The 25,232-nt window shown below is 69.8% G+C and carries 28 protein-coding genes; 16 read left to right on the top strand and 12 right to left on the bottom strand.

Going from position 1 to position 25,232, the window contains the following annotated elements; all coding sequences use genetic code 11:
* Positions 1-53 precede the first annotated feature (53 nt).
* Positions 54-1,688, bottom strand: a complete 1,635-nt coding sequence (aceB, locus tag CRP55_RS16105; protein ID WP_097320828.1) for a malate synthase A — start codon at positions 1,686-1,688, stop codon at positions 54-56.
* Positions 1,688-2,977, bottom strand: a complete 1,290-nt coding sequence (gene aceA / locus CRP55_RS16100; protein ID WP_097320826.1) for an isocitrate lyase — start codon at positions 2,975-2,977, stop codon at positions 1,688-1,690. The genes aceB and aceA overlap by 1 nt, the downstream gene beginning before the upstream one ends.
* Before the next feature lie 130 nt (positions 2,978-3,107).
* On the opposite strand from aceA, the gene CRP55_RS16095 reads away from it, so the two are divergent.
* Complete coding sequence (locus CRP55_RS16095) at positions 3,108-4,562, top strand: XRE family transcriptional regulator (RefSeq protein ID WP_179855204.1); 1,455 nt, start codon at positions 3,108-3,110, stop codon at positions 4,560-4,562.
* Between the two features lie 3 nt (positions 4,563-4,565).
* Here CRP55_RS16095 and CRP55_RS16090 read toward each other — a convergent pair whose 3' ends face one another.
* Positions 4,566-5,825, bottom strand: a complete 1,260-nt coding sequence (locus CRP55_RS16090) for a sensor domain-containing phosphodiesterase (RefSeq protein ID WP_097320824.1) — start codon at positions 5,823-5,825, stop codon at positions 4,566-4,568.
* 124 nt (positions 5,826-5,949) lie between these two features.
* Here CRP55_RS16090 and CRP55_RS16085 point away from each other — a divergent pair, with 124 nt between their 5' ends.
* The 5 genes from CRP55_RS16085 to CRP55_RS53050 all read left to right on the top strand — a co-directional run bounded on the left by CRP55_RS16085 (position 5,950) and on the right by CRP55_RS53050 (position 8,587).
* Positions 5,950-6,693: a lytic polysaccharide monooxygenase gene (locus CRP55_RS16085; RefSeq protein ID WP_097320822.1), complete on the top strand. Its 744-nt coding sequence runs from the start codon at positions 5,950-5,952 to the stop codon at positions 6,691-6,693.
* Complete coding sequence (locus tag CRP55_RS16080; RefSeq protein ID WP_097320820.1) at positions 6,678-7,226, top strand: DUF305 domain-containing protein; 549 nt, start codon at positions 6,678-6,680, stop codon at positions 7,224-7,226. Before CRP55_RS16085 ends, CRP55_RS16080 begins: the two co-directional genes overlap by 16 nt.
* 15 nt (positions 7,227-7,241) lie before the next feature.
* Complete coding sequence (locus CRP55_RS16075) at positions 7,242-7,766, top strand: GNAT family N-acetyltransferase (RefSeq protein WP_097320818.1); 525 nt, start codon at positions 7,242-7,244, stop codon at positions 7,764-7,766.
* Positions 7,767-7,768: 2 nt separating this feature from the next.
* Entirely contained in the window at positions 7,769-7,939 is a 171-nt protein-coding gene (locus CRP55_RS53055) for a hypothetical protein (RefSeq protein ID WP_179855203.1), read from the top strand.
* Positions 7,940-8,359: 420 nt separating this feature from the next.
* Positions 8,360-8,587: an SbtR family transcriptional regulator gene (locus CRP55_RS53050; protein WP_179855202.1), complete on the top strand. Its 228-nt coding sequence runs from the start codon at positions 8,360-8,362 to the stop codon at positions 8,585-8,587.
* Here the strand turns inward: CRP55_RS53050 and CRP55_RS16065 are convergent.
* The gene (locus tag CRP55_RS16065) at positions 8,563-9,111 is read right to left on the bottom strand and encodes a hypothetical protein (RefSeq protein ID WP_097320816.1); all 549 of its coding nucleotides are present in this window, start codon (positions 9,109-9,111) and stop codon (positions 8,563-8,565) included. The two genes, CRP55_RS53050 and CRP55_RS16065, sit on opposite strands and share 25 nt — an antisense overlap.
* Positions 9,112-9,195: 84 nt before the next feature.
* Here CRP55_RS16065 and tnpB point away from each other — a divergent pair, with 84 nt between their 5' ends.
* The 3 genes from tnpB to CRP55_RS16050 are packed head-to-tail and all read left to right on the top strand — an operon-like array spanning position 9,196 to position 13,796.
* A complete protein-coding gene (tnpB, locus tag CRP55_RS16060) occupies positions 9,196-10,755 on the top strand; it encodes an IS607 family element RNA-guided endonuclease TnpB (RefSeq protein ID WP_245923021.1) in 1,560 nt (519 codons plus the stop codon).
* 26 nt (positions 10,756-10,781) lie between these two features.
* Positions 10,782-12,767, top strand: coding sequence for a prolyl oligopeptidase family serine peptidase (locus tag CRP55_RS16055; RefSeq protein ID WP_097320811.1), 1,986 nt, complete (start codon positions 10,782-10,784; stop codon positions 12,765-12,767).
* A gap of 9 nt (positions 12,768-12,776) precedes the next feature.
* Entirely contained in the window at positions 12,777-13,796 is a 1,020-nt protein-coding gene (locus CRP55_RS16050; RefSeq protein ID WP_143234652.1) for a hypothetical protein, read from the top strand.
* 15 nt (positions 13,797-13,811) lie between these two features.
* Here the strand turns inward: CRP55_RS16050 and CRP55_RS16045 are convergent, their stop codons facing one another.
* From CRP55_RS16045 to CRP55_RS16035, 3 genes are read right to left on the bottom strand one after another with little or no spacing between them, the layout of a single operon-like run.
* Entirely contained in the window at positions 13,812-14,516 is a 705-nt protein-coding gene (locus tag CRP55_RS16045; RefSeq protein ID WP_097320808.1) for a phosphatase PAP2 family protein, read from the bottom strand.
* Positions 14,517-14,556: 40 nt separating this feature from the next.
* A complete protein-coding gene (locus tag CRP55_RS16040) occupies positions 14,557-15,129 on the bottom strand; it encodes a redoxin domain-containing protein (RefSeq protein ID WP_097320806.1) in 573 nt (190 codons plus the stop codon).
* A gap of 49 nt (positions 15,130-15,178) precedes the next feature.
* Positions 15,179-16,669 (bottom strand): MFS transporter, encoded by a 1,491-nt coding sequence (locus CRP55_RS16035; protein ID WP_438865797.1) that lies wholly within the window; start codon positions 16,667-16,669, stop codon positions 15,179-15,181.
* Positions 16,670-16,724: 55 nt separating this feature from the next.
* Here CRP55_RS16035 and CRP55_RS16030 point away from each other — a divergent pair, with 55 nt between their 5' ends.
* A complete protein-coding gene (locus CRP55_RS16030; protein ID WP_218854547.1) occupies positions 16,725-17,177 on the top strand; it encodes a CGNR zinc finger domain-containing protein in 453 nt (150 codons plus the stop codon).
* Here the strand turns inward: CRP55_RS16030 and CRP55_RS16025 are convergent.
* Complete coding sequence (locus CRP55_RS16025; protein WP_097320804.1) at positions 17,155-17,982, bottom strand: SDR family oxidoreductase; 828 nt, start codon at positions 17,980-17,982, stop codon at positions 17,155-17,157. The genes CRP55_RS16030 and CRP55_RS16025 overlap by 23 nt on opposite strands.
* 86 nt (positions 17,983-18,068) lie before the next feature.
* Between CRP55_RS16025 and CRP55_RS16020 the strand changes: the two genes are divergently transcribed.
* The gene (locus CRP55_RS16020; protein WP_218854544.1) at positions 18,069-18,728 is read left to right on the top strand and encodes a TetR/AcrR family transcriptional regulator; all 660 of its coding nucleotides are present in this window, start codon (positions 18,069-18,071) and stop codon (positions 18,726-18,728) included.
* A 22-nt stretch (positions 18,729-18,750) separates the two neighbouring features.
* Positions 18,751-19,212 (top strand): GNAT family N-acetyltransferase, encoded by a 462-nt coding sequence (locus CRP55_RS16015; protein ID WP_097320801.1) that lies wholly within the window; start codon positions 18,751-18,753, stop codon positions 19,210-19,212.
* Here CRP55_RS16015 and CRP55_RS53045 read toward each other — a convergent pair.
* Positions 19,171-19,326 carry a hypothetical protein gene (locus tag CRP55_RS53045; protein WP_179855201.1) on the bottom strand — a complete coding sequence of 52 codons (156 nt, stop codon included), beginning with the start codon at positions 19,324-19,326 and terminating at the stop codon, positions 19,171-19,173. The two genes, CRP55_RS16015 and CRP55_RS53045, sit on opposite strands and share 42 nt — an antisense overlap.
* A gap of 43 nt (positions 19,327-19,369) precedes the next feature.
* On the opposite strand from CRP55_RS53045, the gene CRP55_RS16010 reads away from it, so the two are divergent.
* The 3 genes from CRP55_RS16010 (at position 19,370) to CRP55_RS16000 (ending at position 22,099) form a co-directional block, all read left to right on the top strand.
* On the top strand, positions 19,370-19,723 hold the full coding sequence (locus tag CRP55_RS16010) for a hypothetical protein (protein ID WP_097320800.1): 354 nt from the start codon (positions 19,370-19,372) through the stop codon (positions 19,721-19,723).
* A gap of 89 nt (positions 19,724-19,812) precedes the next feature.
* A complete protein-coding gene (locus CRP55_RS16005) occupies positions 19,813-21,426 on the top strand; it encodes a hypothetical protein (protein ID WP_143234650.1) in 1,614 nt (537 codons plus the stop codon).
* A gap of 112 nt (positions 21,427-21,538) precedes the next feature.
* Positions 21,539-22,099, top strand: coding sequence for a hypothetical protein (locus CRP55_RS16000; RefSeq protein ID WP_097320797.1), 561 nt, complete (start codon positions 21,539-21,541; stop codon positions 22,097-22,099).
* Positions 22,100-22,102: 3 nt separating this feature from the next.
* Here the strand turns inward: CRP55_RS16000 and CRP55_RS15995 are convergent, their stop codons facing one another.
* Positions 22,103-22,669 carry a GNAT family N-acetyltransferase gene (locus CRP55_RS15995; protein ID WP_097320795.1) on the bottom strand — a complete coding sequence of 189 codons (567 nt, stop codon included), beginning with the start codon at positions 22,667-22,669 and terminating at the stop codon, positions 22,103-22,105.
* Between the two features lie 17 nt (positions 22,670-22,686).
* Between CRP55_RS15995 and CRP55_RS53040 the strand changes: the two genes are divergently transcribed.
* Entirely contained in the window at positions 22,687-22,929 is a 243-nt protein-coding gene (locus tag CRP55_RS53040; protein WP_179855200.1) for a hypothetical protein, read from the top strand.
* On the opposite strand, the gene CRP55_RS15985 is transcribed toward CRP55_RS53040, so the two are convergent.
* Together CRP55_RS15985 and CRP55_RS15980 are read right to left on the bottom strand one after the other, a co-directional pair.
* On the bottom strand, positions 22,880-24,202 hold the full coding sequence (locus CRP55_RS15985; protein ID WP_245923019.1) for a 6-phospho-beta-glucosidase: 1,323 nt from the start codon (positions 24,200-24,202) through the stop codon (positions 22,880-22,882). The genes CRP55_RS53040 and CRP55_RS15985 overlap by 50 nt on opposite strands.
* Positions 24,186-25,199 (bottom strand): carbohydrate kinase family protein, encoded by a 1,014-nt coding sequence (locus CRP55_RS15980; protein ID WP_097320793.1) that lies wholly within the window; start codon positions 25,197-25,199, stop codon positions 24,186-24,188. The genes CRP55_RS15985 and CRP55_RS15980 overlap by 17 nt, the downstream gene beginning before the upstream one ends.
* Positions 25,200-25,232: the final 33 nt, after the last annotated feature.

Genomic DNA, 25,232 nt, shown 5'->3' with positions numbered 1-25,232 from the left:
AACGCAGAAAACGGCGCGACCGGTGCCAGGCCGCGCCGTTTCCTGGGAACCGCCTAGGCCGCGACAGTAGCCTCAGCGGTAGGCGAAGGAGCAGCAACCGCCGCCCCGCCCGACATGTGCCGCAGGTAAGCCGGCAGCGTCAGGAACTCAGGACAGGTCCGCTCGGTCAGCAACACAGTCAACAGCGTCCGGGCCTGCCCGAAGCGCCGAGCCGAGTCCTCGTCCAGGGCGCCCGTCTCGCTGAGCACGTCCAGCTCTTCGCGCAGCATCCGCGTCACGAGCGCCGCGCTGACCGGCACCCCGTAGTCGGTCGGCGTGCTGGAGTTGATCCACTGCCAGAGCTGGGCCCGGCAGATCTCCGCCGTGGCCGCGTCCTCCATCAGGCCGCCCAGGGCGACCGCCCCGCGACCACCCAGCCAGGCCGCGATGTAACGCAACGCCACGCTCACGTTGTTGCGCAGCGCCACCTCGCTGACCTGCACCCCGACCGCCTTCACGTCCAGTAGTTCGGTCGCGCCCACCTGCACGTCCTCGCGCTTGCGCACGATCTGGTGCGGCTCGTCCCCCAGCCACTGGTCGAACACGTCGCGGCACGTCTCGACCAGGCCCGGGTGCGCCACCCACGACCCGTCGAAGCCGTCGCCGACTTCGCGCCTCTTGTCCTGCCGGACCTGGTTCAGCGCCCTCTTCGCCGCCACCGGGTCGCGGCTGGGCACGACCGCCGCCATCCCGCCGATGGCGTGCGCGTTGCGCCGGTGACAGGTCTTGACCAGCAGTTCGGTGTACGCCCTCATGAACGGCGCCGTCATCGTGACCTGCGAGCGCTCCGGCAGCACCACGTCCGGCCGGTTCTTGATCATGCTGAACAGGTAGTCCCAGCGGCCCGCGTTCAGCCCGGCCGAGTGCTCGCGCAGCTCGTACAGGATCTCGTCCATCTCGAACGCCGCCGTGATCGTCTCGATCAGCACCGTCGCCCGGATGGTGCCCCGCGGAATCCCGCACGTCTCCTGCGCCCACACGAACACGTCGTTCCAGAGCCGCGCCTCCAGGTGCGACTCGAGCTTGGGCAGGTAGAAGTACGGCCCCGAGCCGCGGTCGATCTGCCTCTGCGCGCAGTGGAAGAAGTACAGCCCGAAGTCGAACAGGGTCGCCGACACCGCTCGCCCGCCGATCCGGACGTGGCATTCGGGCAGGTGCCAGCCGCGCGGCCGCACCATGATCGTCGGGATCCAGCCGTTGACCTTGTATTCCTTGCCTTCGTCGGACGTGAAGTCGAGCGTGCCGTCCAGCGCGTCGCGCAGGTTCAGCTGCCCGATGACCACGTTCTCCCACGTCGGCGCGGTCGCGTCCTCGAAGTCGGCCATCCACACCTTCGCGCCCGAGTTCAGCGCGTTGATCGTCATCTTGCGCTCGGGCGGCCCGGTGATCTCGACCCGCCGGTCCAGCAGGTCGGGCGCCGGGGCCGCCACCGTCCACGACGCGTCGTCGCGGATGTGCTGGGTCGAGGGCAGAAAGTCCAATTCGGAGGTACGCGTCGTCCGGCGCCGCCGGCGTCGTTCGAGCAGCTGGACCCGGCGCGCCCCGAACTCCCGGTCGAGCGCCACCACGAACTCGATGGCCTCCGGGGTCAGGATCTCGGCGTAGCGGCCCTCGGTCGTACCCGTAATCGTGATTTCCTCGTTGGCCATCAGAACTGCTCCGTTTCGGTCGAGCCCTTGAGCGCGGTCGTGGACGACTCCGGGTTGAGCGCGGTCGACACGGCGTCGAAGTAGCCCGTACCAACCTCGGCTTGGTGTTTGGTCGCCGTGTAGCCGTCGGCCTCGGCCGCGAACTCGGCCTCCTGCAATTTGACGTACGCCGTCATGCCGCTCTCGGCGTAGCCGCGGGCCAGCTCGAACATCGAGTGGTTGAGCGCGTGGAAGCCGGCCAGCGTGACGAACTGGAACTTGTAGCCCATCGCGCCGAGCTCCTTCTGGAACCGGGCGATGTCGGCGTCGTCGAGGTTGCGCTTCCAGTTGAACGACGGCGAGCAGTTGTACGCTAGCATCTTGCCCGGGTGCTCCTTGTGCACCGCCTCGGCGAACGACCGGGCGAACTCGAGGTCGGGCTTGCCGGTTTCGACCCAGAGCAGGTCGGCGTAGTCCGCGTAGGCAACACCGCGCGAGATGGCAGCATCGGGTCCGCTGCGCACCCGGAAGAAACCTTCGGCCGTACGCTCACCGGTCAGGAACGGCTTGTCGCGCTCGTCGACGTCGGTCGTCAGCAGGTCGGCCGCGAGCGCGTCGGTCCGGGCGATGACCAGCGACGGGACACCGAGGACGTCGGCCGCGAGCCGGGCCGCGTTCAGCGTGCGGATGTGCTGACCGGTCGGGATGAGCACCTTCCCGCCGAGGTGGCCGCACTTCTTCTCGCTGGCGAGCTGGTCCTCCCAGTGCACGCCGGCCGCACCGGCCACGATCATGGCCTTCATCAGCTCGAACGCGTTCAGCGGCCCACCGAAGCCGGCCTCGGCGTCGGCCACGATCGGCGCCAGCCAGTCGCGCTCGTGCCGGCCGGCCGCGGTGTCGATCTGGTCGGCCCGCATCAGCGCGTTGTTGATGCGGCGGACGACCGCGGGCACCGAGTTGGCCGGGTAGAGGGACTGGTCGGGGTAGGTGTTGCCGCTCAGGTTGGCGTCCGCGGCGACCTGCCATCCGGACAGGTAGATGGCCTTGAGACCGGCCCGCACCTGCTGGACGGCCTGCCCGCCGGTGAGCGCGCCCAGCGCGTTGATGTAGTCCTCGCTGTGCAGCAGCTCCCACAGCCGCTGCGCCCCGCGCTCGGCCAGCGTGTGCCGCTCCTGGACGCTGCCGCGCAGCTTGACCACGTCCTGCGCGGTGTAGCTGCGCTTGATGCCCAGCCACCGGGGATCGCCGGCCCATGCCCGAGTGAGGTCCGATGCGGTACCGCCACGAACTTCGGTCAGCTGATCAGTCATGGTGATAAGTCCCTTCCGTGCCCTGTCGCGTGCTTCTCGGTGGAAGAATTTGACTGTCGCGCACTTTGCCAAGGCCACTGAAGGCGTTTGTGACGAGAAGAAACGCGGAATTTCTGTTAGCGTCAAACGCGTGACCGCTTCGCCTTCCGCTGAGCCCACCGAGGTCGACCTCGTCACGCTGGGACAGCGGCTCCGCCACCTGCGCAAGAGCAAGAACCTGACGCTGGAGCAGCTCAGCGAGGCGGTCGGCCGGGCGCCGTCGCAGCTCTCCCTGATCGAGAACGGCAAGCGCGAGCCCAAGCTGTCGGTGCTGCAGGCTCTCGCGAGCGCGCTCGGCGTCGGGATGCAGGAGCTGTTGCGGGCCGAGGCCCCGAGCCGGCGCGCCGGACTGGAGATCGAGCTCGCTCATTTCCAGCGCTCACCGGCGTACGAAAGCTCGGGTCTGCCTCTGGTCCGTGGTGGCCGCCGCCTGCCCGCGGATGCGCTGGAATCGCTGGTCGGCCTGCATCGCGAGCTCAACCGGCTGCTCACCGAGCAGAGCGCCACGCCCGAGGTGGCCCGGCGGGCCAACGCGCAGCTGCGGGTGAACATGCGCGAGCGCGACAACTACTTCGCCGAGATCGAGCAGGCCGCGGCTCAGGTGCTGCGGCCGATCAAGCACACGACCGGCCCGCTGTCGCAGCGCGGCATCCTCGACATCGCGGCGCAACTGGGCTTCTCATTGCACTACGTGAACGACCTGCCCGGCTCCACACGCTCGGTGACCGACCTCAACAACCGGCGGATCTACCTGCCGCAGGTGGCCAGCGGCAAGGGCCACGATCCGCGGGCGGTGGTGCTCCAGACGCTCGGGCATTTCGTGCTCGGCCATCCGGAGCCGGCCGATTACGGCGACTTCCTGCGGCAGCGGGTCGAGGCCAACTACTTCGCGGCGGCCCTGCTCATGCCCGAGAAGTTCGCGGTCGCCTTCCTGAAGGAGGCCAAGGCCGACCGGGCGCTGGCCATCGACGATTTCCGGGACGCCTTCGGGGTGTCGTACGAGACCGCGGCCCACCGTTTCACCAACCTCGCGACCCATCATTTCGGCATTCCGGTGCACTTCACCCGGGTCCACGAGAACGGGATCGTCTACAAGGCGTACGAGAACGACGGGGTCCGCTTCCCCCGCGACGTGACCGGCGCGATCGAGGGCCAGCCGATCTGCCGCAAGTGGGCCTCGCGCACCATCTTCCAGGCCGACGACCCGTATTCGTCGTTCTACCAGTTCACCGACACCTCGGCCGGCACGTACTGGTGCACGGTCCACATCGAGTCGACCCGCTCGGGCGAGTTCTCGGTCACGGTCGGCACGCCGTACGAGCACGCCCGCTGGTTCCGTGGGGGCGACACCACCCGGCGTACGGTCTCACGCTGCCCCGACCCCGGCTGCTGCCGCCGCCCGCCCGCCGACCTGGTCGACCGCTGGGCCGGCAACGCCTGGCCCAGCGCCCGCGTGCATTCGCACCTGCTGGCCGCCCTCCCACCCGGCACCTTCCCCGGCGTCGACGCCCAGGACGTCTACGAGTTCCTCGACCGGCGCGCCTGACCTTCAGACAGCGGCGGCCAGGGAGGCGGTCGCGCTCCGGGCCGGGGCGATCCGGGTCAGCAGCGACCGGGCGGCCTCGACGACCAGGGCGCGGTCGTGGGTCAGCGCGAAGTCGAAGCGGCGGTCACCCTCCGCCCCGGTGTCGCCCAGGTCCTTGGCGACCAGCGCGGCCGCCCGGTGCGACCCGACCACGATCACGTTCCACTCGCCGCGCAGGGCGTCCCCGTCGTCCAGGCAGGCGCCCCGGACGCCGGGCACCGGCTCGGCCGCCAGACCCGTGCCCAGCGCCGCGACCAGCGGGCTCATCGCGGCGTACCGCTCGAACCGGCGGGCCGTGGCCCGCGTGAAGTGCCGGGCCTCCTGGAAGCAGGCCAGCAGCACGGGCGCCTCCTCGCCCACCTCGACCAGGGCCTCCAGGTGCCGGCTGGTCGGCATGAGGTGGTCCTTGGTGGTGCGCAGGACCGGCCGGCGGGCGGCGACGATCTCGAACGGGCTGCGGCGGTCGGGTACCGGCGGTGGCGGAATGAACGGCATCCGCGCGTTGGCGATCCGGGACGGGGCGAGCGGGCCCGGGCGGCCGAACAGCCAGCCCTGCCCGATCGTGGCGCCCATGGTGCGGGCGATGGCCAGGTGCTCCGGCGTCTCGATACCCTCGGCCAGCACCACGGCGCCGCTGGCCTCGGCGTACGCGGCCACGGCGGCGACCACCTTGGCCGTGTGCGGGTCGCCCGGCTCGCGCAGCAGCTGCATGTCGAGCTTGACCACGTCGGGGTGCACGAACGGCATGAAGGCCAGCGACAGCGGGTCGGCCCCGACGTCGTCCAGGGCCACTCCCCAGCCGGCGTCGCGGCAGGCCGCCGCGGCCGAGAGCAGGCCGGACGGGTCCCGGGCGATGGCCCGCTCGGTCATCTCGGTGACCACCCGCAGCCGGCCGCGGGCCAGCTTCACCACCGGCGCCAGGTCGGGCGGGCACACCGTACGGGCCGCCGTGGGCTCCATGTTCACGAACCAGGTGAGGGTGTTGTCGGGCTCGGCCGCGAGGATGGTCCGGTACGCCTGGGCCCGGCAGATCCAGTCGAGCTCGCCTTCCCGGCCGGCCTCCCGCGCGGCCGCGAAGAGGGCGACCGGCGACTCCCACGGGGTGCCGGCCGGACCGCGGCTGAGGGCCTCGTAGCCGATCGGCCGCCCGGTCGAGATCTCGATCAAGGGCTGGAAGAGGGTCGTCACGGCCCGCGCGTCGAGGACGTCATGGATGTTGCGCACGAGTTCCTCAATCGGCTGCTTCTTTCACCAGCTTAATTAAAGGATCAGAAATCGATGGGTCTCTTTACTGTTAACAGTCTTTAACTTAAGTTGGGCGGCATCCCCTCCCATGAAGGAGTGCTTCATGAGACGCCGTTTCACCCTCCCCGCACTAACCGTCGGAGCCCTGGTGGCCTCCCTGTTCGTCGCGGTCTCCCCCGCCGCGGCGCACGGCTACATCTCGTCACCGCCCAGCCGCCAGGCCAACTGCGCCAGCGGCGCCGTGGCCAACTGCGGCGACATCGTCTACGAGCCGCAAAGCGTCGAGGCCCCCAAGGGCTCGATGCAGTGCAACGGCGGCGGCAGCCGCTTCGCCGTGCTCAACGACAACAACCGCAGCTGGCCGGCCGCCTCGGTCGGTCAGTCCGTCACCTTCAACTGGGTGCTGACCGCCCGCCACTCCACCAGCACGTGGGAGTACTTCATCGGCAACACGCTGCTGGCCTCCTTCAACGACGGCGGCGCGCAGCCCGGCGCCACCAAGTCCCACACGGTCGGCATGAAGGGCTTCACCGGCCGGCAGACCGTGCTGGCCCGGTGGAACGTCGCCGACACGGCCATGGCCTTCTACGCCTGCGTCGACGTGAACATCGGCGGCGGCGGCACCACACCCCCGACCACGCCGCCGACCACCCCACCCACGACGACCCCACCCACCACTCCCCCGACCACCACGCCTCCGGCGACCGGCACGTGGCGCGCCGGCACCGCGTACTCCCCCGGCAACGTCGTCACCTACAACGGCGTCTCCTACACCTGCCGCCAGGCGCACACCGCCCTGGCCGGCTGGGAGCCGCCGAACGTGCCGGCCCTGTGGGCGCGAAACTAGCCCTGCGGGCCGCGCTGGTCGCGATCCTGCTGGTCTCCGGCTGCACCGCGCAGCCGGAGACCGGCCCTCCGGCTGCGGCCTTCACCGGCACCGATGTGATGTACCTGCAGATGGGCATCACCCAGATCGCCGAGGGCTCCTCGATCACCGCTCTGGCGACCGAACGCGCCACCGACCCCCGCCTCAAGGCCCTCGCCGCCGAGCTTCAAGCCCAGTGGCAGGAGGAGCTGGCCCAGATGCAGCGCTGGCTGCTCGGCTGGAGCCAGCCCTTGACCGCCCCCTCCACCTCGCACGAGGGCCACGGCTCGCTGCACATGTTGCGGCCGTCCGACATAGCCGAGCTTCGCTCTTCACCCGATTTCGACCGTACGGCCGTAAGCCTGCTCCTGGGCCACTTGGGCAACGTGGTCGAGACCGCCCGCATGGAGACCACTTCCGGCGCCTACCCACCCGCACGCCATTTGGCCGAGACCGTGACGGCCCGCCGCCAGTCCCAGATCCAGACGCTGCTGACTTTGCCCGCGACCCCGTGACCTACTCTCGGCCTCATGCCCGAGTTGATCGCCCCGACGACACGCCTGCACAAGTCGTGGCTGGAGTCCCGCGACGAGTTCGGCCCCGGCACCCACCAGGACGGCGCCGGCCTTCGCCCCACCGACGAGGTCGACACGGATGCCGGCTTCGCCACCTGGGTGCGGCGGCTGCTCGCCGAACAGGACCCGGCCGTTCCCCCCGCCGACGGCTGGGTGCACTGCTCCTACCGCTGGATCGTCGAGGACGACCAGTACCTGGGCGCCATCGCCCTGCGCCACACCCTCAACGACATGCTGCTCAACTACGGCGGCCACATCGGCTACAGCGTCCGCCCGTCGGCCCGCCGCCGCGGCCTGGCCGGCTGGGCCGTGTCCCAGATCCTCGACGAGGCCCGCACGCTGCCCCTGGACCGCGTCCTGATCACCTGCGACCCCGGCAACATACCGTCGGCCCGCACCATCGAGTCCAACGGCGGCGTCCTGGAGGACATCCGCACCACCGACGGCAAGACCGTGAAGCGCTACTGGATCAGCCTCTGACCATGCCCCGCTACCGCTGGCGCACCAGGCTGCGAACCCACCTGCCCTTCGCCCTGCTGCCCCTGGCCCCGAAGGGCACCAAGGACTGCGGCGCCCACGAGTGGTACAGATCCTCCCCAGACCTCTACCTCTGCTACCACTGCACAGCCGGCCACAAACAACAGACGCCATGAGGAAGGTGCGGCGCTCACGCTTCTGGAACACCGCCGCCGCCACGCTCTTCTCCGCCATGGCGTTCTTGCTGACCGGCTCGGCGTTCGCCTGCTCTGGCGCACAGTGAAGATCCGCTGGCGCGCCGAGAATGTGGCGCCCTGATCTTCACTGCTCCGCCGGTGAGCACCGTCCGAAGCCGGCAACCTTGTTGGCCTTCGACTCTTCGAGAGATCGCCGCAGGGCGCGGTGTCCCCTCGCCATCGTGGCGCCAGATGGATCCCGCCAGGCCGGCCTGGACGGTGAGTTCGACGGGGCGGCGGTCGCGCCCGTTGTCCGGGTCGGCGGTCTGGTGGATGACTATGTGTCGGCAGTCGTCGAAGCGTACGGGAAAAGCGGCCTGGCCCTTCCGCGTGAAATCGAGGACCTGGTGCTTGCCCTCGATGCGGGTGGGTCGGCCGGGCGCGGCGAACGGGGTCTCGACGACCACGTCGTCGCCAGCACTGCTGCGGCGGGCCCATGCCGACGGCACCGTGGCCGCGACGGTCGAGCTGCCCGAGGTGATGGCCCTGCTGGTCAGCCTCTGCCGGGGAGCGCTGCAGGGCCGGTGGGACGACAACCTGCGGACCCGCACGCTGGCGATCGTCTACGCAGGCATGAGGCGCGGCTGATCGTCCTCCTCGGTCCAGTCCGGCTCGGACGACAGGTGCCACACCTGGAGCCGGTAGTGCTCGATCCCGGCGAGCCCGGCCACCGCCGCCACGCTGCTCTCGTGGGTGAAGCCGGGCGCGAAGGCCTCGTCACAGCCGCGCCGGGCCTCGGCGCGGCCGGTCCCGAGGAGCCGGGCGCCGTACGTGCCCGGCCCGGGTGGCAAGGCGATGCCGAGGTGGAACTCGGAGTCGGCGGACTTGTCGACGGCCAGGGCGCCGGTCGGCACGAGCAGCCGATTCTCCGCGAAGACGTCGGCCGGTGGTGGCGTCGCGGGCAGCACCTCGATGTCCACGGTGACCCGGGCCAGATCCTGCGCCGTGCTGACTGCCACCACCCCCTCGGCCCAGCCCACTGTGCCGGCGATCGCGGCCGAGATGGCGATCTCGAGCTCCGCCGGCTCCTCGTAGGCCGGATCGAACACCATGAACATGTGGTAGCTCGGGCTCACCATCGTGCGGCGGGACAGCAGGAAGGCCGTGTACACGACGAAAGGGTAGTCAGCTGCTGACAGATCAAGCATCCTCTACGCTTCGCGCGGCATCTATGCTGCCTATGTGCACCTTGACGAATGGGCGCAGCCGACCGGCATCGCGTCGTCGCGGCGATTCGTGGCTGGAACTCTGCCGGTTCCCACACCGCGGATCAGGCGCTGGAAGCGGGTCACCGCCCCGCCAGGCAACCCGACCGCGTCCATCGTCGTGATCGAGCACCGCGACCGGTTCGCTCGCTTAGGCGGGATGAACAAGGCCGGCTCGGCATGAAGGCGATCCAGGCCTATCGGTTCGCACTCGACCTCACCCCGAGCCAGGAGCGTGATGCGTACGCACATGCCGGGGCGGCCCGGGTGGCGCACAACTGGGCATTGGCCCGGGTGAAGGCGGTCATGGACCAGCGGGCTGCCGAGCGTTCGTACGGCGTGCCGGATGAGCAGTTGACGCCGTTGCTGTCGTGGTCGCTGGCCGGACTGCGTAGGGCATGGAACGCCGCCAAACGAGACGTCGCCCCGTGGTGGACCGAGGTCTCCAAGGAGGCGTTCAACACCGGCCTCGACGGCCTCGCCCGCGGGCTGACTAACTGGTTCAACTCGCGCAGGAGCAGGCGGGCTGGTCGGCCGGTCGGGTTTCCTCGGTTCAAGTCCCGCCGCCGCACCACCCCGTCCGTGCGGTTCACCACCGGAGCGATCCGGGTTGAATCGGACCGCATGCATGTAGTGATGCCAAGGCTGGGCCGGTTGAAGCTGCACGAGTCCGCCCGCAAGCTCGTCCGTCGCGTCGAGAATGGCACCGCCCGGATCATGTCCGCGACGGTTCGCCGTGACAGCGGCCGCTGGCACGTGTCGTTCACCGTCGAGGTCGAACGCGCCGACCGGACGCCGGCACGGCCGGGCTCGGTGGTGGGTGTCGACGTCGGGATCAAACACCTTGCCGTGTTGTCCACCGGCGCACTGATCGACAACCCAAGACACCTGGTGGCCGCCCAGGCCAGGCTCCGCGTGCTGGGCCGGGCACTATCACGAAAGAGCGGCCCCGACCGGAGCGCCGGCCGCCGCCCATCAAAACGCTGGGACCGAGCTGCGAGCCGACTCGGCCGCGCACACGCCCGCGTCGCTCATCTCCGTCGTGACGGGCTGCACAAGCTCGCCAGCGGCCTGGCCCGCACGTACGCCACGGTCGTCATCGAAGACCTCGAAGTGACCGGCATGCTCGCCAACCGGCGCTTGGCCCGGCACATCGCAGACGCTGGCTTCGCCGAGATTCGCCGGCAACTCGCCTACAAAATGACCTGGAACGGCGGCCTGTTGCTCATCGCCGACCGCTGGTATCCATCCTCGAAAACCTGTTCGGCATGTGGTGCGGTGAAAACCAAGCTCGCCCTGTCCGAGCGCGTGTACACCTGCGAATCGTGCGATCTGGTCATCGACCGTGACCGTAACGCCTCCCTCAATCTCGCCGCCCTGGCTGCGGGAATCGACACTGCCGGGAGTGGCCCGGTGGCAGCACGTGGAGCCGACCAGAAGACCCGTGTACGCGGGCAGGTGGCGTTGAAGCGTGAACCCGGCTCGGCATCCGCTGGTAAGACCGGGACCGTCCTATCGCAAGGTAGGACTACCAACCGTGTGTTCGCTTAGGCGCACTGAAAGGTAACGGTGGCTGGGTGCCTGACGATCCGTACATCTGGCTTGAAGAACTCGACGGGCCCGATGTGGTGCGGTGGGTCGCCGAGCGCAATGCGGAATCGCTCGGGGCGCTCGGCGGTGACGGGCGGCTGCGTGAGGCGATTCGGGAGGTGCTCGACAGCAAGGAGCGCATTCCGATGCCGGGGTGGCGCGGGGACGGGCTGTATTACAACTTCTGGACCGATGCCGACCATCCGCGCGGGCTGTGGCGGCGGACCACCGCCGAGCAGTTCCGGCTCGAGGAACCCGAATGGGAGGTGCTCCTCGACGTCGACGCGCTCAATCGGGCCGAGGGCGAGAATTGGACGTGGGGCGGCGTCACGGTGCTGCGTCCCTCGTACGACCGCTGCCTCGTCCGCCTTTCCCGTGGCGGCGCCGATGCCGTTGTGGTGCGCGAATTCGATCTGGTGGGCCGGGCCTTCGTGGACGCCGGCTTCACGCTGCCGGAGGCGAAAAGTCACGTCGGGTGGATCGACGCCGACCACATTTTCGTCGCCACCGACTTCGGGCCGGGGTCGCTGACCTCGTCCGGTTATCCGCGCGTCGTCCGGCGCTGGCGGCGCGGTACGCCGCTCACCGAAGCGGAGTTGGTCTTCGAAGGGAATGCGGAGGACGTCGAAGTCGGCGCCTGGCACGACACCACTGAGGGTTACGAGCGCGACTTCATCACCCGCCGCATCGATTTCTACCACAGCGAGGAGTTCCTTCTGCGGCCGTCCGGCGAGCTCGTGCGGATAGAGATTCCGCCGGACGCCGGCTATGGCGTGCACCGCGACTGGATGGTGATTCATCTCCGATCGCCGTGGCTCGGTCATCCGGCGGGCGCTTTACTGGCGATTGATTTCGTACGCTTTCTCGCCGGCGACCGCGATCTGACGCTCCTGTTCCGGCCGGACGACCGCACGTCGCTCAGCTCCACCACGTGGACCCGCCACCACCTGATCCTGGTGACGATGACCGATGTCCGCAGTCATGTGGAGATCCTGACCCCGGACGAGCCGGAATGGCGCCGCCGCCCTCTACCGGACGCGGCCGGTTTCTCGAGCACCTGGATCGAGGATTCCGATCCGGACCGCCACGACTCGTACCTCATCTGCTCCGAAGGCTTTCTGCAACCGGCCACGCTCAGCCTGGGCACGGTCGGCGGCGCGACCACCGTCCTCAAACGGGAGCCGGCGTTCTTCGACGCCGACGGCATGTCGGTGCGCCAATTCTTCGCCACCTCGGCCGACGGCACCCGCGTCCCCTATTTCGTCATCGGCGGCGACTCCGAGGGACCGACCCTCATTGAGGGGTACGGAGGATTCGAGATCCCGCAGACACCCGAATACAGCGGCGTTTTCGGCCGGGCCTGGCTGGCTCGCGGCGGCACTCATGTCGTCGCGAACATCCGCGGCGGCGGCGAATACGGCCCGGCCTGGCACCGCGCCGCCCTGCGGGAGAACCGGCCCCGCGCTTTCGAGGATTTCGCGGCCGTCGCCGCCGACCTGGTCGCTCGCGGCCTCACCACGCCCGACCGGCTGGGCGCTCTGGGCGGCAGCAACGGCGGCCTGCTGATGGGCGCCATGCTGACCCGCTATCCGGAATTGTTCGGCGCGATCGTCGCCATGGTCCCGATTCTCGACATGCGCCGATACACGCGATTGCTCGCCGGCAAGTCGTGGATCGCCGAATACGGGGACCCCGGCGACCCGGCCGACTGGGCTTTCCTGCGCACCTTCTCCCCGTACGAGAATGTCCGCCCCGGTCTGCCCTACCCGCCGATCCTGCTCATCACCTCGACCCGCGACGACCGTGTGCACCCCGCGCACGCCCGCAAGATGGCCGCCCGGCTGCGCGAGCACGGCTACGAGACCCTGTATTACGAGAACGTCGAGGGCGGCCACGGCGCGGCCGCCGACAACGAGCAGGCGTCGACACTGTGGGCCGTCACTTTGGAGTTCCTGTGGAGCCGGCTGCACTAGAGTCGCAGGATGCCGAGAAGCCGTGGCCGGGGTAAGTCGAGCGGGGGTAAGTCGATACGCGTCGGGCACCCCGTACGCGATCTGACCATCACCGAGTACATGGTGCAGGATGCCCTCGCGTTCGGTGACGAGGACACGATCCTCGACGTCGAGGAGTGGGCCAGCGGGTGGCTCGGCGAGGCGTGGCGGGCCGCCGGGGAGCATCAGCTCTGCCTGGACGTGGTGCGGCACGCCGCGGCCACGCCGTCGGAGCACGCCCTGTCCGCCGTGGCCGCGCTGCGCCGGATGGCGCCGCCCGAGGAGTGGAAGCTGCTCGACGAGACCATCGAGCGGCTGTTCGAGAGCCAGCCGCTGCCGACGTGGTTCGGCTCACCCGCCTTCACGCCGTCGCGGGCTTATCGCTCGGTCGACCCGTACGACAGCGAGCACGTCCTGTTCATCGAGTACGGCCTGGTGCCGCACGTCCTGATGGCCGAGGTCTACTTCACCGGCATCGTCTGGGCGGAGCGGCTGACCATTCTCGAGCCGAACGCCCTCGAGGCTTGGAAGCGGCCGCTCAGCGAGCATCCCGTCGAGGAGATCCTGGCCGAGCTGGCCGACGCGATGCGCGGCACCGACGACGCCCCGTTCCAGCCCGGCATCGAGGATTACGCCGACTTGCGGGCGCTGGTCTGGTCGCGCTGCCGGGACCATCTGCCCGCCCCGCGCGAGCGGACCGAGATGGACGAGGCGGAGCGGGCCGGGATCCTGGACGAGTTCGAGACGCGCGATCCGATCGTGCGGCGCCTGGCCGAGTTGTTCCTCGACTTCGGCGACAGCTACTTCACCAGCGGCCCGTTGAGCTGGAGCCCGGCCTGGGTGCAGTTCTTCCAGGTCGACTGGCTGCCCGAGGAGAAGGTCGCCCTGGAGGCGGAGGAGCGGGCCGCGCTGCCCGGTGCGCTGCGCCGGTGGGTGCGGTTCGCCCTGGAGCGCCGGGGCGTCGCCGAGAAGTGGATCGTGCCGGTGGTGGAGATCGTCAGCGAGCCATAGGGCCGGTTGGCGGCGTCACCGGGCCATGGCGTCGGTCAGGGCCTCGCGCCGCCGGCGGCGACGGCGGCGGGCCAGGAACGCCGTGGTCGTGGCCGCGACCACGGCCAGGCCGAAGATCCAGCCGCCGAGCACGTCGCTGACCCAGTGCACGCCCAGGCCGACCCGGAAGACGCCGGTCACGAACGGGATGCCGATGCCCGCGACGAGCAGGGCCAGGCGCAGGCGCGGCCGGTGGCGCGTCATCGGCAGCAGCACCATCAGAAAGACGGCCGCGCCGAGCGCGTTGTTCAGGGCGTGCCCCGACGGGAACGAATAGCCCGCCGCCATGGCCACCGGGTCGAGGAACGACGGCCGGTGCCGCTCGAAGAGCAGTTTCAGCAGTACGCCGAGGAGCCCACCCGCCGCCATCGTGATGGCGACCCACCACGCGAGCGGCCGCGAGCCCCGCCTCACCAGCCAGATCACCAGCGCGAGCGCGCCCAGGCGCCACACCCACGGGTCGAACACCAGGCACCACGCCGCCATGAAGTCGACCAGGGCCGGATGTCCGAGGGCGACGTCGTGCACCGACACCGAGACGTCCTGGTCGACCGCGTGCAGCCAGTCGACGTCGCCGACGACCATGGCCGCGATCACCGCGAACGGCACCAGCAGTACCACGGCCCCGACGGCCGCGACCGCCAGCCGCACTTCCAGCGCATGTTCCTGATCTCGGCGCATGCGAAAGGCTATACCCCGTTCGGCCACCTTCCGTTCATGTTCAGGCCATGCTTTTGACGACCGCCAGGATCTCGGACGGCTCGGGGTAGAAGGCGCCGTCGGGACGCACGTCGGCGTAGCGGATCACCCCGGCCCGGTCGGCGATCACGACGGCCGGGAACGGCAGGATCGACCGCTTGGCGCCCAGGATCTTTTCGGCCCCCGGCTGGCGGAAGCCCAGGTTGAAGGCGTCGATCAGGAGGTGCCGGGGGTCGGAGGCCACGAAGTAGCTCAGGTCGTGGCGGCGCTTGATCTCGGCCAGCCGGTCCGGGATCTGCGGGCTCACGGCGACCAGGTGGGCGTCGGTCTCGGCCAGGGCCGGCATCAGCCGATGTTCATAATCGGCCAGGGCGGCGCTCGACGCCTCGTCCGTGGCATACCGGAAGAAGACCAGCACGATCGGGCCGGTGGCGCGCAGCCGGTCGAGGTGGATGGGGCCCAGGTCGGCCTCGAGCAGCGGTACCGACGGCAGCCGGGCACCGGGCTTGACCAGGCGGTCCCAGATGTCGTCGCGGTCGAGGTCTCCTTGGGTGAGACGTCGCGAAACCGTCGCCTTGTGGGCGGCCGTAGTCATCGCGTTTACCCCCGGTTCATTTAATATCACTCAGATAGGAGAACTATTATCACGGAACGGTCAAGACTACATCGGACTGTTTCACGTCATCCGCTTGTGGCGGCAAGGAAGTGGGCCGCAACACTTTCCAGGCCAGCACGGCCGCCACCGCCACCGACACCGCGGAAACAACGGACACCAATGCGAAGCCATTTATGTACGCGGTCTGAGCAGCACCCTCGTTCACGGTGCCGGCCGCGTCCGCGAGCGTCCCGCCGCCGGAGAAGCCGTGCCGGTAGACCGCCACCCCGACGGATCCGAGAACGGCGATTCCCAGCGCCCCGCCCAGCTCGGATCCGGTCTCGGTGACCGCCGCCGCCATTCCGGCCCGCGACGGCGAGACCGACGACACCACCAGATCGGTGCTGAGGATGTAGACCGGGGCCAGCCCGATCGAGAAGACCACCGTTCCGGCCACCACGAAACCGAGCCCGGAGAACGCCATCGCCACGAATCCCGCACTCATGACCGCCAATCCGGCCGCGATCACCCGGCCGGCCGGGAACCACCGCGCCAGCATCGGCCCCAGCAGCGACGACGCCAGGAAGGCCAGCACCGACGGCAGCGTCCACAGCCCGGCCTCGAGAGGGCTCATGCCGAGCACGAGCTGCAGATATTGCGCGATGGCGAGCTGGGTGCCGTAGAGGACGAAGTACGACAGCGCGTTGCCGGTCAGGGCCACGCTCACCCGTGACGACCGGAACATCGCCAGGTCGAGCAATGGCGCGGTCGTGCGCTTCTGACGGCGTACGAAAATGAACCCGGCGAACGCCGCCGCCAGCACCGAGCCGACCGGCCGGAGATGCCATCCCCCGGCGGCGAGCTCCTTCAGTCCGTACACGAAAAGCAGAACCGCGATCAGCGACAGAACCGCTCCCGGAAAGTCGAAGCGCCCCGCCGTGCGATCCCGCGACTCCGGCAGCAGCACCGGCCCGAGAACGAGCAGCAACACGGTCACCGGCACGGCGATCACGAAGACCGATCCCCACCAGAAATGCGTGAGCAGAAAGCCGCCGACAAGCGGCGACATGACGCCGCCGAGCGAAAAGCTGGCGCTCCACACCCCGAGCGCGATCCCCCGCTGCCGCGCGTCGGTGAACATCGCCCGAATGAGCGCCAATGTCGACGGCATCAGCGACGCCCCGGCCAGCCCCATCAGCACGCGGGCCGCGATCAGCTGCCCCGGCGTGGACGCGAACGCCGCCGCCAGCGACGCCACCCCGAACGCCCCGCCACCGATCAGAAGCAGTCGCCGCCGCCCGATGCGATCACCGAGCACCCCCATCGCGATCAGGGCCCCGGCCACCACGAACACGTAACTGTCCATGATCCAGAGCAGCTCGACCCCGCTCGGCCGCAGATCGGCCGCGAGATGCGGCGCGGCCAGGTTGAGCACCTCGGCATCGAGCGACACGAGCAGGCACGGCAGCGCCAGCACGGCCAGCCCCACCCATTGACGTGCTGTCGCCATGACATCCCCTAACGCGATGAGCCTCTTCATCACGTTACGCCTCTCGGCAACGCAATCAAGCCCTTTAACGCGTTAGACTGACTGGGTGCGGATCCCGGAGATGACCCCCGCCGACGTGGTCGCCCTGGTCAACGAGAACGGCACCCTCCCGTGCCGCACGGACGGCCGCGCCCCCACCACCGCGTCGCTGACCCCGCTGGCCGACGAGCTGCACCCGATCTTCGCCACCATCGACCCGGCGGCACGGGCCCTCCAGGTCACCGCGCTGCTCCAGCTTTCGGGGGTACGCCCCGAGCTCGACGCCACCCTCACCGAGAGCTGGACGGTCGACGACCCCACCCAGGCGTCACGGGCGGCGGCCGCCCTGGCCCTGCGCCACCACCTGTCGGCCCATCCCGGCCGCCTGGGCGTCTGCGCCGACGACCAGTGCGCCGACGTCTACGTCGACGCCTCCCCCGCCGGCAAGCGCCGCTTTTGCTGCCTCACCTGCCAGAACCGCGCCCGCGCGGCCGCTTTCAGGCGCCGCCACGCGGGCTGAGGTAGTCGGCCACGGTCCTCGGCTGCCGCCCCAACAGCTCGGCCAGCGCCGGATCGACGCCCGCGAAGCGCCCCTCGCGCGCCGCCTGGAACGTCGTGAGCATGAACCGGGCCATGAACTCGGGAACGCCGTGGGCGACCCGCTCCGCGACCCACTCCTCGTCCTCGAGCACGACCCGCTCGATCCCCAGGTCGCCGAATGTGACCGCCTCGCCGGCGGTCAGCGTGACCGGCCCGTCGAACTCCCGCTCCCCGGCCAGGATCACCGCCGCCCCCTCGGCCGCGTCGGCCCGGTCGGTCCACGACACCGGCCCGTCGGCCGGCGCCGCGATGACCCCGGTCTCCCGCCACGACCCGAGCATCCACTCGAGACTGTGCATGTAGAAGCCGTTGCGCAGCGACGTCCAGGCCACCCCCGACTCGGCCAGCAGCCCTTCGGTCGCCGCGTGGTCCCGCGCCGGGTGGAACGGGCTGTCCAGGCCCGCCCCCTGGTGGCTCGTGTACAGGATCCGCCGGGCTCCCGCCGCGACCGCCGCCTCGATCCCCGCCCGGTGCAGGCTGAGCGCGTCGGCGCGCGGGTCGCTGGACGACACCAGCAGCACCTGGTCGGCACCTTCGAACGACTCGCGCAGAGCCGCCGGGTCCTCGTACGACCCCTGCCGCACCCGCACTCCCCGGTCGGCGAAGTGCCGCGCCCTGGCCACGTCCCGAACGCTGACCCCGACCCGCTCGGCCGGCACCAGCTTCAGCAGATGCTCGACGGTGGCGCCGTTGAGCGCACCCGTGGCTCCCGTGATGACGATCATCTTCGTACCCCTTTGTTAGCGCCGTTACGCTCTCGACGTTAGCAACGTTTTAACGACGCTAGCAAGACCCTGATAACATCGCTAACGTGAGTGACCACACCCGTGCCCAGCTGGTCGACGTCGCCGCCAAGCTGCTGGCCGACGGCGGCCCCGGCGCCGTGACCACCCGCTCGGTCGCCCAGGCGGCCGGCGTCCAGGTCCCCACCATCTACCGCCTGTTCGGCGACAAGATGGGCCTTCTGGACGCCGTCGTCACCCAGGGCTTCACCTCGTACGTGGCCCAGAAGCACATGGACCCCACGTCCGACCCGGCCGAGGCGTTGCGTGAAGGCTTCCACCTGCACATCAGCTTCGGACTGGACAACCCCCAGCTGTACCGCCTGATGTACGCGACCCTGCTCACCGCACCGGTCGTGGCCGACGGCGCCCGCATCCTTCAGGAGCGCATCCACCGCGTGGCCGCCGCCGGCCGCCTCCGCGTCAGCGAGCGCCGAGCCTGCGACCTGATCCGGGCCACCGCCACCGGCGTCGTCTTCACCATGATCGACACTCCCGACCCCGACGATACCCTGCCGGCCGCCGCCTGGTCTTCCTTGAGCGCCACCATCCTGGAGGAGCACCCCGAACCGTCAGCCACCCCCACCACCGCGGCGGTGGCGCTCCGCGCCGCCTTGCCGGAGCTACCGCACTTCTCCCCCGCCGAGTCCCACATGCTCGACGAGTGGCTGGCCCGCCTCACCCGATGACGCACCACCTACACTCCGCCAGGTGATCGTGCGAAGGGCCGAACCGGCGGACGTCCCCGCCCTGGCCGAGTTCCAGGACATCCCTTCAGCGAACCTCCCGGCCTTCACCGATTGGATGTCCGCACACAGCCGAACCCACCTGGCCTTCGTAGCCGACGTGAACGGCCAGGTGGCTGGCGCCGCCTGGCTCTTGATAGCCGAGCGGGTCCCCCGCACCACCACCGCACCCCGCCGACACGGCGACATCCAGTCGGTGATGGTCCGCGAGCCTTTCCGCAACCAGGGCATAGGCACAGCCCTGATAGCGGCGATCCAGACCGAGGCCCGCACCCGTTCCCTGTCCCACGTGACCGTCCACTCGGGCCGCCGAGCCGTCGACTTCTACCTCCGCAACGGCTTCACCCACCACCGCCAGCTCCTCCTCTGGGAGCCACGCACGCCTTCAGCCGATGAGAACCTCACGAGCACTCGCGAGCACCGCTGACCACATGCCGTCCCCGGGCCGGTCGCCGGACGTCTCTTCCTGCTCGGCCGCTTCGGCAGCCTCTTCCCACGACTGCTCGGCCGCCTTGTTCAGGAAGGTCAGGTCATAGCTCACCTCGGCACTTTCCGCTCCAAGATCGGCACGCCAGGAGGCAAACGTGGAGATCTCGTCGGGTGGCACCGCGGGCCCACGGCTCACCGACGAAGTGGCCGTGCTCGACGACAACGTGTACGGATCGCTGCCCGGCACGCTGTCGGCCAGGAGCATCGCCGAGTCACTGGTCGGTTCGGGATGGCGGGCGCGGGCAAGCTCGTGGACCGCCTTCGAAGTGGAACAAGAGTGGATCCGCATAGAGCTCCAACAGCAGCCCGAAGCAGTGCTGTTCAGCGGCGTGGTCGAGCCGTCCCGGTTGGACGATCCGGCAGACACTTTCGCTCGTCTGGGCCTGAGCTATTCGATCGAGCTCTGGAACCCCGAAGGCACAGAGCCGATCCGCGAGCTTCGCAGCTGACCGGACCCCATCACCGCCGGCTCCTGATCTGGGAGTCGCCCTCCCCCTGGCCGGGCGACTCTGAGCTTCATGCCCGTTACCATGCGTTCATGGCGCCCCCGCAAGCCCGCCGCGGACGCCGACCCCAGCCGCCGGCGGTGCCCGGCGGTTACCAGGCGCGGGTCGGCTGGCTTCTTCGCATCAACCGCCTCTACGGCCGGGACGAGAGCGCCTCGATCGCGGCCGACTTCGGGCGGCGCTTCGGTGGCACGGGTCTCCAGCGTCCGGTGGGCGAACCAACGATCTCCCGTTGGGAGACAGGCCGGCGCCCGGTCAGCCATGTGGTGCTCCGTGGATACGAAGACCTTCTCGGACTTCCCGCCCAGATCCTGGTGGCGGTCGCGGACGCCGCGCGCCCCGTGGACGACGGGCCCGGTCCGGCTTCCCGCGACGCCGGTACCGAGCAACGAACCGAAGATCTGCTGTACCAGGCCGTCGACGGTGCGGTGATGGCCGGCGGCGACTGGACCGATCTGACCGGCGGTCTGCTGGCCGCGCCGCGGATCGTCTTGTTTCCTCGCGATACCTGGTCCGGGCTGGCCGAACGGCTGCTCGCCGAGATGGTCATCGCGGAAAGCACCGGATGGCTCCAGCGCATCGAGGCGCTGCAACGCCTGCTCCGGCACCCCCACGGCCGGCCCGCGGTGATCCGCGCCGTCGGCGACCTGATCCGGGACGGCACCAATCAGGTCTTCGTCGACCCGCTGACGCTCCTGGAATCGGTCGGCCACCCGGAGGCCACCGGCCACCTTCTGCGTCAGATCGCCGACCCCACGAATGAGCACGCGCGGCGCGGCGCCTGGTGCTCGGCCGCCGAGAAGATCCGCCGCGGGCATTTCAGCCCGGCCGAGCTGAACTTCCTGAGCCGGCAGGCCACCGATCTGCTGACCGGGGAGGCGCCGCATCCCGGCTGCCGGGTGGCCGCGGCGGAGTTGCTGCGCCAAACCCGCGGGGATGTCGCTTCGAAGTTCACCGGAGTGCTGAGAAAGGCTGCCGACGACGATGCCGTGACCCGGCACGTCCTGCGCCGCGGCCGGATGGCCGCCGCCGAAGCGGCGGCCACCGTGATCGAGCGCCTCGCCGGCCACGCCGTCAGCCGGTTGCCGCGAGAGGGACTCGCCGAGGACCCGTTGCTCGAGGTTCTGCTCGACGAGATGCTCTTTCATCCCCAGGTTTCCCGCCGGCTGCTCGCCGCGCAGTTCATCGAAGCCACCCCGTACCGGCCGCTGATCGCCGGTGCGCTCGTCGCCGAGCTCGGCAGATGTTCCGCCTCCTCACCGGCACTGGCCTGCGCCATTCTTCAGGCACTCAGCACGGTGGGCGACCCGGAGGCCCGGACTCTGGTGCAGAAGCTCGTTCTTGCCACCGGCATACCACCCGAGGTGACCGAGGCCGCGGCGTGGTCGCTCGGGCACCTCCGCGGCGAGAGCCCGGTGGCCTTCTGGTCGACGGCCCTCGCCCGGCAGCTCGGCAACACCCCGGTCGGGCCGTCGGCGCTTTCCCTGTCCTCCGCACGTGGCCTCGTGTACGGGCTCGGTGTCAGCCGCAACACCGCGATGCTGCGACGACTCAGCTCGAGCGCCGCGGGCGAACCCGCGGTCCGCACGGCGGCGGCATGGTGGTTGAGGACCCCTCGCGCGGTGCTGGACAGCACAGGTCGCTGACCTCTGCGGTCTTTCTTGCCGCCTGGACGGCGAAAGGCAAGAACCCGGACGACAGGTGGGCTCCGCACCTACAGTCCAGCCGGAAATCGGCCACCGCGCAGAGGAGTGCACCGTGAGCGATCGTCCAACCGAGATTCCGGATGGGCACAGCACGACGCTCGATGAACACAGAACCGCCATATGGTCCGCGGCCATCGGCGGCACGACAGTCGTCGCCGCCGCCATCGTCGCGGGCCTGCTCGGCTGGGGTCCCGGGTTCTGGACCGACCTGTTCGACCCGGGCCCCCGGGTCGAGCGCCGCACCTTGGCCGTCACCCTGCCGAACGATGGCAAGCTACCTCCCACCGATGTCGACATCACGGTTCCCGACGCGAAACCCAAGTCCGGCGAGAGCCTGTGGGTAGCCGTCCGGAACCTCAAGGACACGACCTGGTACCTGCATCCCTGCACGGCCGACAGCGCGGGCCGGGGTTTGTGCTCCGACGTGACGGTCGGGGCCACGGTCATCTCGCCCGGACCGTGGACCATATCGGCGATCATCGTGAATGACAGCGGGCACGAAAAGATCTTGAAGGCACAGTCGAAGTACACGGGCAGCCTCGAAGACTGGCTCGACGATGATCTCACCGCGATCGGAGCGGCCAGCGGCCGCCGTGAGACAAACGCGGGCTGAGGATCAGCGGATGCGGGCGTGGACGTGCATGTCGTGGCGGCCGTCCTCGTGGATGGCGCTGCTTCGCTGGGTGCCCTCCAGGATGTAGCCCGACTTCTCGGCCACTCGGCACGATGGCGCGTTCAAGGTCGAGTGGCCCAATTCCAGGCGGTGGAAGCCGGCGCTGAACGCCCACAACGTCAACGCCGTCAGGGCCCGAGGGGCCACCCCCGCGCCTCGTGCCCCCGGCAGAACCCAGTAGGCGGCGCCCGCGTTTCCGTCGGCGAAGTTCCAGCCGCGCATGGCCAGGCGGCCCAGCACCTCGCCGTCGGGGCCGGTCACCACCCAGTGGCCGCCGGTCTCCTGGCGCCAGTCCTGCTCGTATCGGGTGAACCATGCCAGGACGTCCGCCAGCGAGTCCGGCCGATTGGTGTGCCAGCGCCGGATCGCCGGGTCCTGGTAGGCGCCGAGGAAGGCGGGCGCGTCGACCGGCTGCCACGGGCGCAGGATCAGGTCGCCGTCCGCGGTCAGGGTCGGCTGGGGCTTGGCGCCGAGCGAGCCGGCGGCGATGGCCGGCGTGGTTGCGAGCATGCCCCATTCTCTGTGGTGTGCTGCTCCCCCCGCTGCCCGCTGAGCCCGCCGCCCTGCTCGACGAGCTCGGCGCGCCGCCGCGGCTCGTCGCCCACCTGCGCCTCGTCCACGACCCGGAGGAGCTGTCGGTTCCGGGGCACCGGCATGAGGCGGCCGGTCATCAACTCTTTCTGGCCAGAGGCACCGCCGAAAACAAGGCACGCTTCCAGTTCAGCGCAAGTAGGAAAGCTCCGGAAAATTCGCCTGATATCCGGTCATGAGGCGCCGGGCCACCGGCACCGAATCGATCAGCGGGTGTGAGGCCAGCGCTCGCACGGCCACCGAGCGCGAGCCCGACGAAGCCGCCGAGAGCACCGCCCGCTCGGCGGCTTTCAGCCGCTTCACCAACTCGGCGCCGTGGGCGGGAATCGACGCCCCGGGCAGCGGCCGCGCCCCCGATCCGTCGACGGCACACGGCACTTCCACCACCGCGTCGTCATCCAGCAGCGGCAATGTCCCTTGGTTGCGCACGTTCAGGATGAGCGACGTCGGCGCGTCCCGCGCGATCGCCAGCATCAACGCCAGCGCCACGTCCTCATATCCGCCGCCTTCGGCGTCGTCCCTCTCCCCCAGGCCTTCCATCGCCATGTACGTCGCGTCGCGCTGCCGCCGCGCCGCGTTCCACGCCTCCAGCGGCGACGACTGGGACGACAACATCGCATAGCATTCCCGCTGCTGCCTCAGCAGATATTCGCCCCGCGTCTCCGGCGCCGCCAGTTCGGCTTTCACCAGGGCCGCGTGGTCGTAGTAGTAGTGCAGGTATTCGTTCGGGACCGCACCCAGCTCCCGGATCTTCGCCGCCCCGAAAAGCCTGCCCTCCTCGAAGGATTCGAGCAGAGAAGAAGAATTCAGAAGCCGCGGGAGCACGTCGGCACCTTCGTGCTGCACGCCCGTCAGCCATCCCAAATGGTTGAGTCCCGCATAAGAGACACGGGCGTCGGGCAAACCGAGCGCCCGCACCACCCGCCGCCCCAGGGCCGACGGCGAGTCGCAGATCCCGATCACCCGGTCGCCCAGATGGGCCGCCATCGCCTCGGTGACCAGCCCGGCCGGGTTGGTGAAGTTGATGACCCACGCGTCCGGCGCCACCAGCTTGATCCGCCGGGCGATCGCGTCGGCCACCGGAACGGTCCGCAGTCCGTACGAGATGCCGCCCGCCCCGACCGTCTCCTGCCCGAGCATTCCCTCGGCGAGCGCCACCCGCTCGTCGATGACCCTTCCTTCGAGCCCGTGCACCCGGATGGCGCTGAACACGAAGTCGGCCCCGGTGAGCGCCTCGGTCAGATCCGTCGTCGTCTCGATGGAAGGCGCGGCCGGCGAGGAAAGGGCCTGCGCGCGCAGCACCCGCGCGATGGCCGCCAGCCGCCCCGGGTCCACGTCGTGCAACACCACGGAACCGATCGGCGACGACGGCGACAGCAGGGCCCCGTACACGAGCGGCACCCGGAAGCCGCCTCCACCGAGAATGACCAGCCGCTTAGTGGACATGCGCATCCGACAATCTCGCAATCGTGGCGCCCGCGCGTCGCACGGAACGCTGCTCGCCGCGGGGAATGACCTCGTCGAGGAAGGCGTAGCCGGAAGAACCCGACGACCGCCACCAGTCGGCGATGTCGCCCCAGCCCGGCGCGGACAGCGAGCCGCCGAAATGCTGCACCGACAAAGCCGCGATCAGGTTGGCGAACGCCAATGTCTGGCGCAACGGCCATTCGTTCAGCGTGCCCACGATCAGCCCGGCCGTGAAGACGTCGCCCGCACCCGTCGGGTCGAGCGCCGGCACCGGCACCGCCGGCGCGTGCACCGTCTCGCCCGTGCGGGAGTCGTGCGCGATCGCCCCGTCGGCGCCGCAGGTCACCACGACCAGCGGGGCCAGCCCCGACAGCCGGCGCAGCGCCTCGTCGGGCGTGGCCGCCCTCGTGTACTGCATCGCCTCGACCGCGTTCGGCACGAAGGCGTGGCAGTCCTCGAGGGTGTCCAGGGCCGAGGCCGGCCACGCGTCGCTGGCGTCCCAGCCGACGTCCGCGAAGACCAGGGTGCCGGCGTCAGCCGCCCGCCGTACCCAGCCAAGTCGGTCCTTGGTCAAACTGACCGAGGCCGCGCGGGCCGCCGGGAGCTCGGCGACCAGGCCGTCCGCGTTGACCGGGAGCGGATGGCCGTGAGTGATCATGCTGCGGTCGCGGTCGTAGGCGAGCGAGACCGTGACCGGTGAGTGGCCGTCGACGCGGCGGGACGCGGACAGGTCGATGTTCTCCTGCGAGCAGAGGATGCCGGCGCAGAAGTCGCCGTAGGCGTCGTTGTTGAGCGTGGTGCCGAGGCCGGTGCGCAGGCCGAGCCGGGCGGCGGCCACCGCGAGGTTGGCGACGCCGCCCGGGCACGAGCCCATTCCGGAGGCCCACACCTCGGTGCCGGGCTCGGGCAGCCCCTCGAGTCCGGTGAAGATGATGTCGAGATAGACGACGCCTGGGACGAACAGGTCCAGTGCCGGGGTCATCTGGAGATCCTATGTCGCGCCGCTGGTAGCGGG

The organism is Paractinoplanes atraurantiacus (genome assembly GCF_900215205.1).
GTDB classification, from domain to species: domain Bacteria; phylum Actinomycetota; class Actinomycetes; order Mycobacteriales; family Micromonosporaceae; genus Actinoplanes; species Actinoplanes atraurantiacus.
The sequence above is the reverse complement of the archived record's forward strand: the minus strand, read 5'-3'. Positions and strand labels throughout refer to the sequence as shown.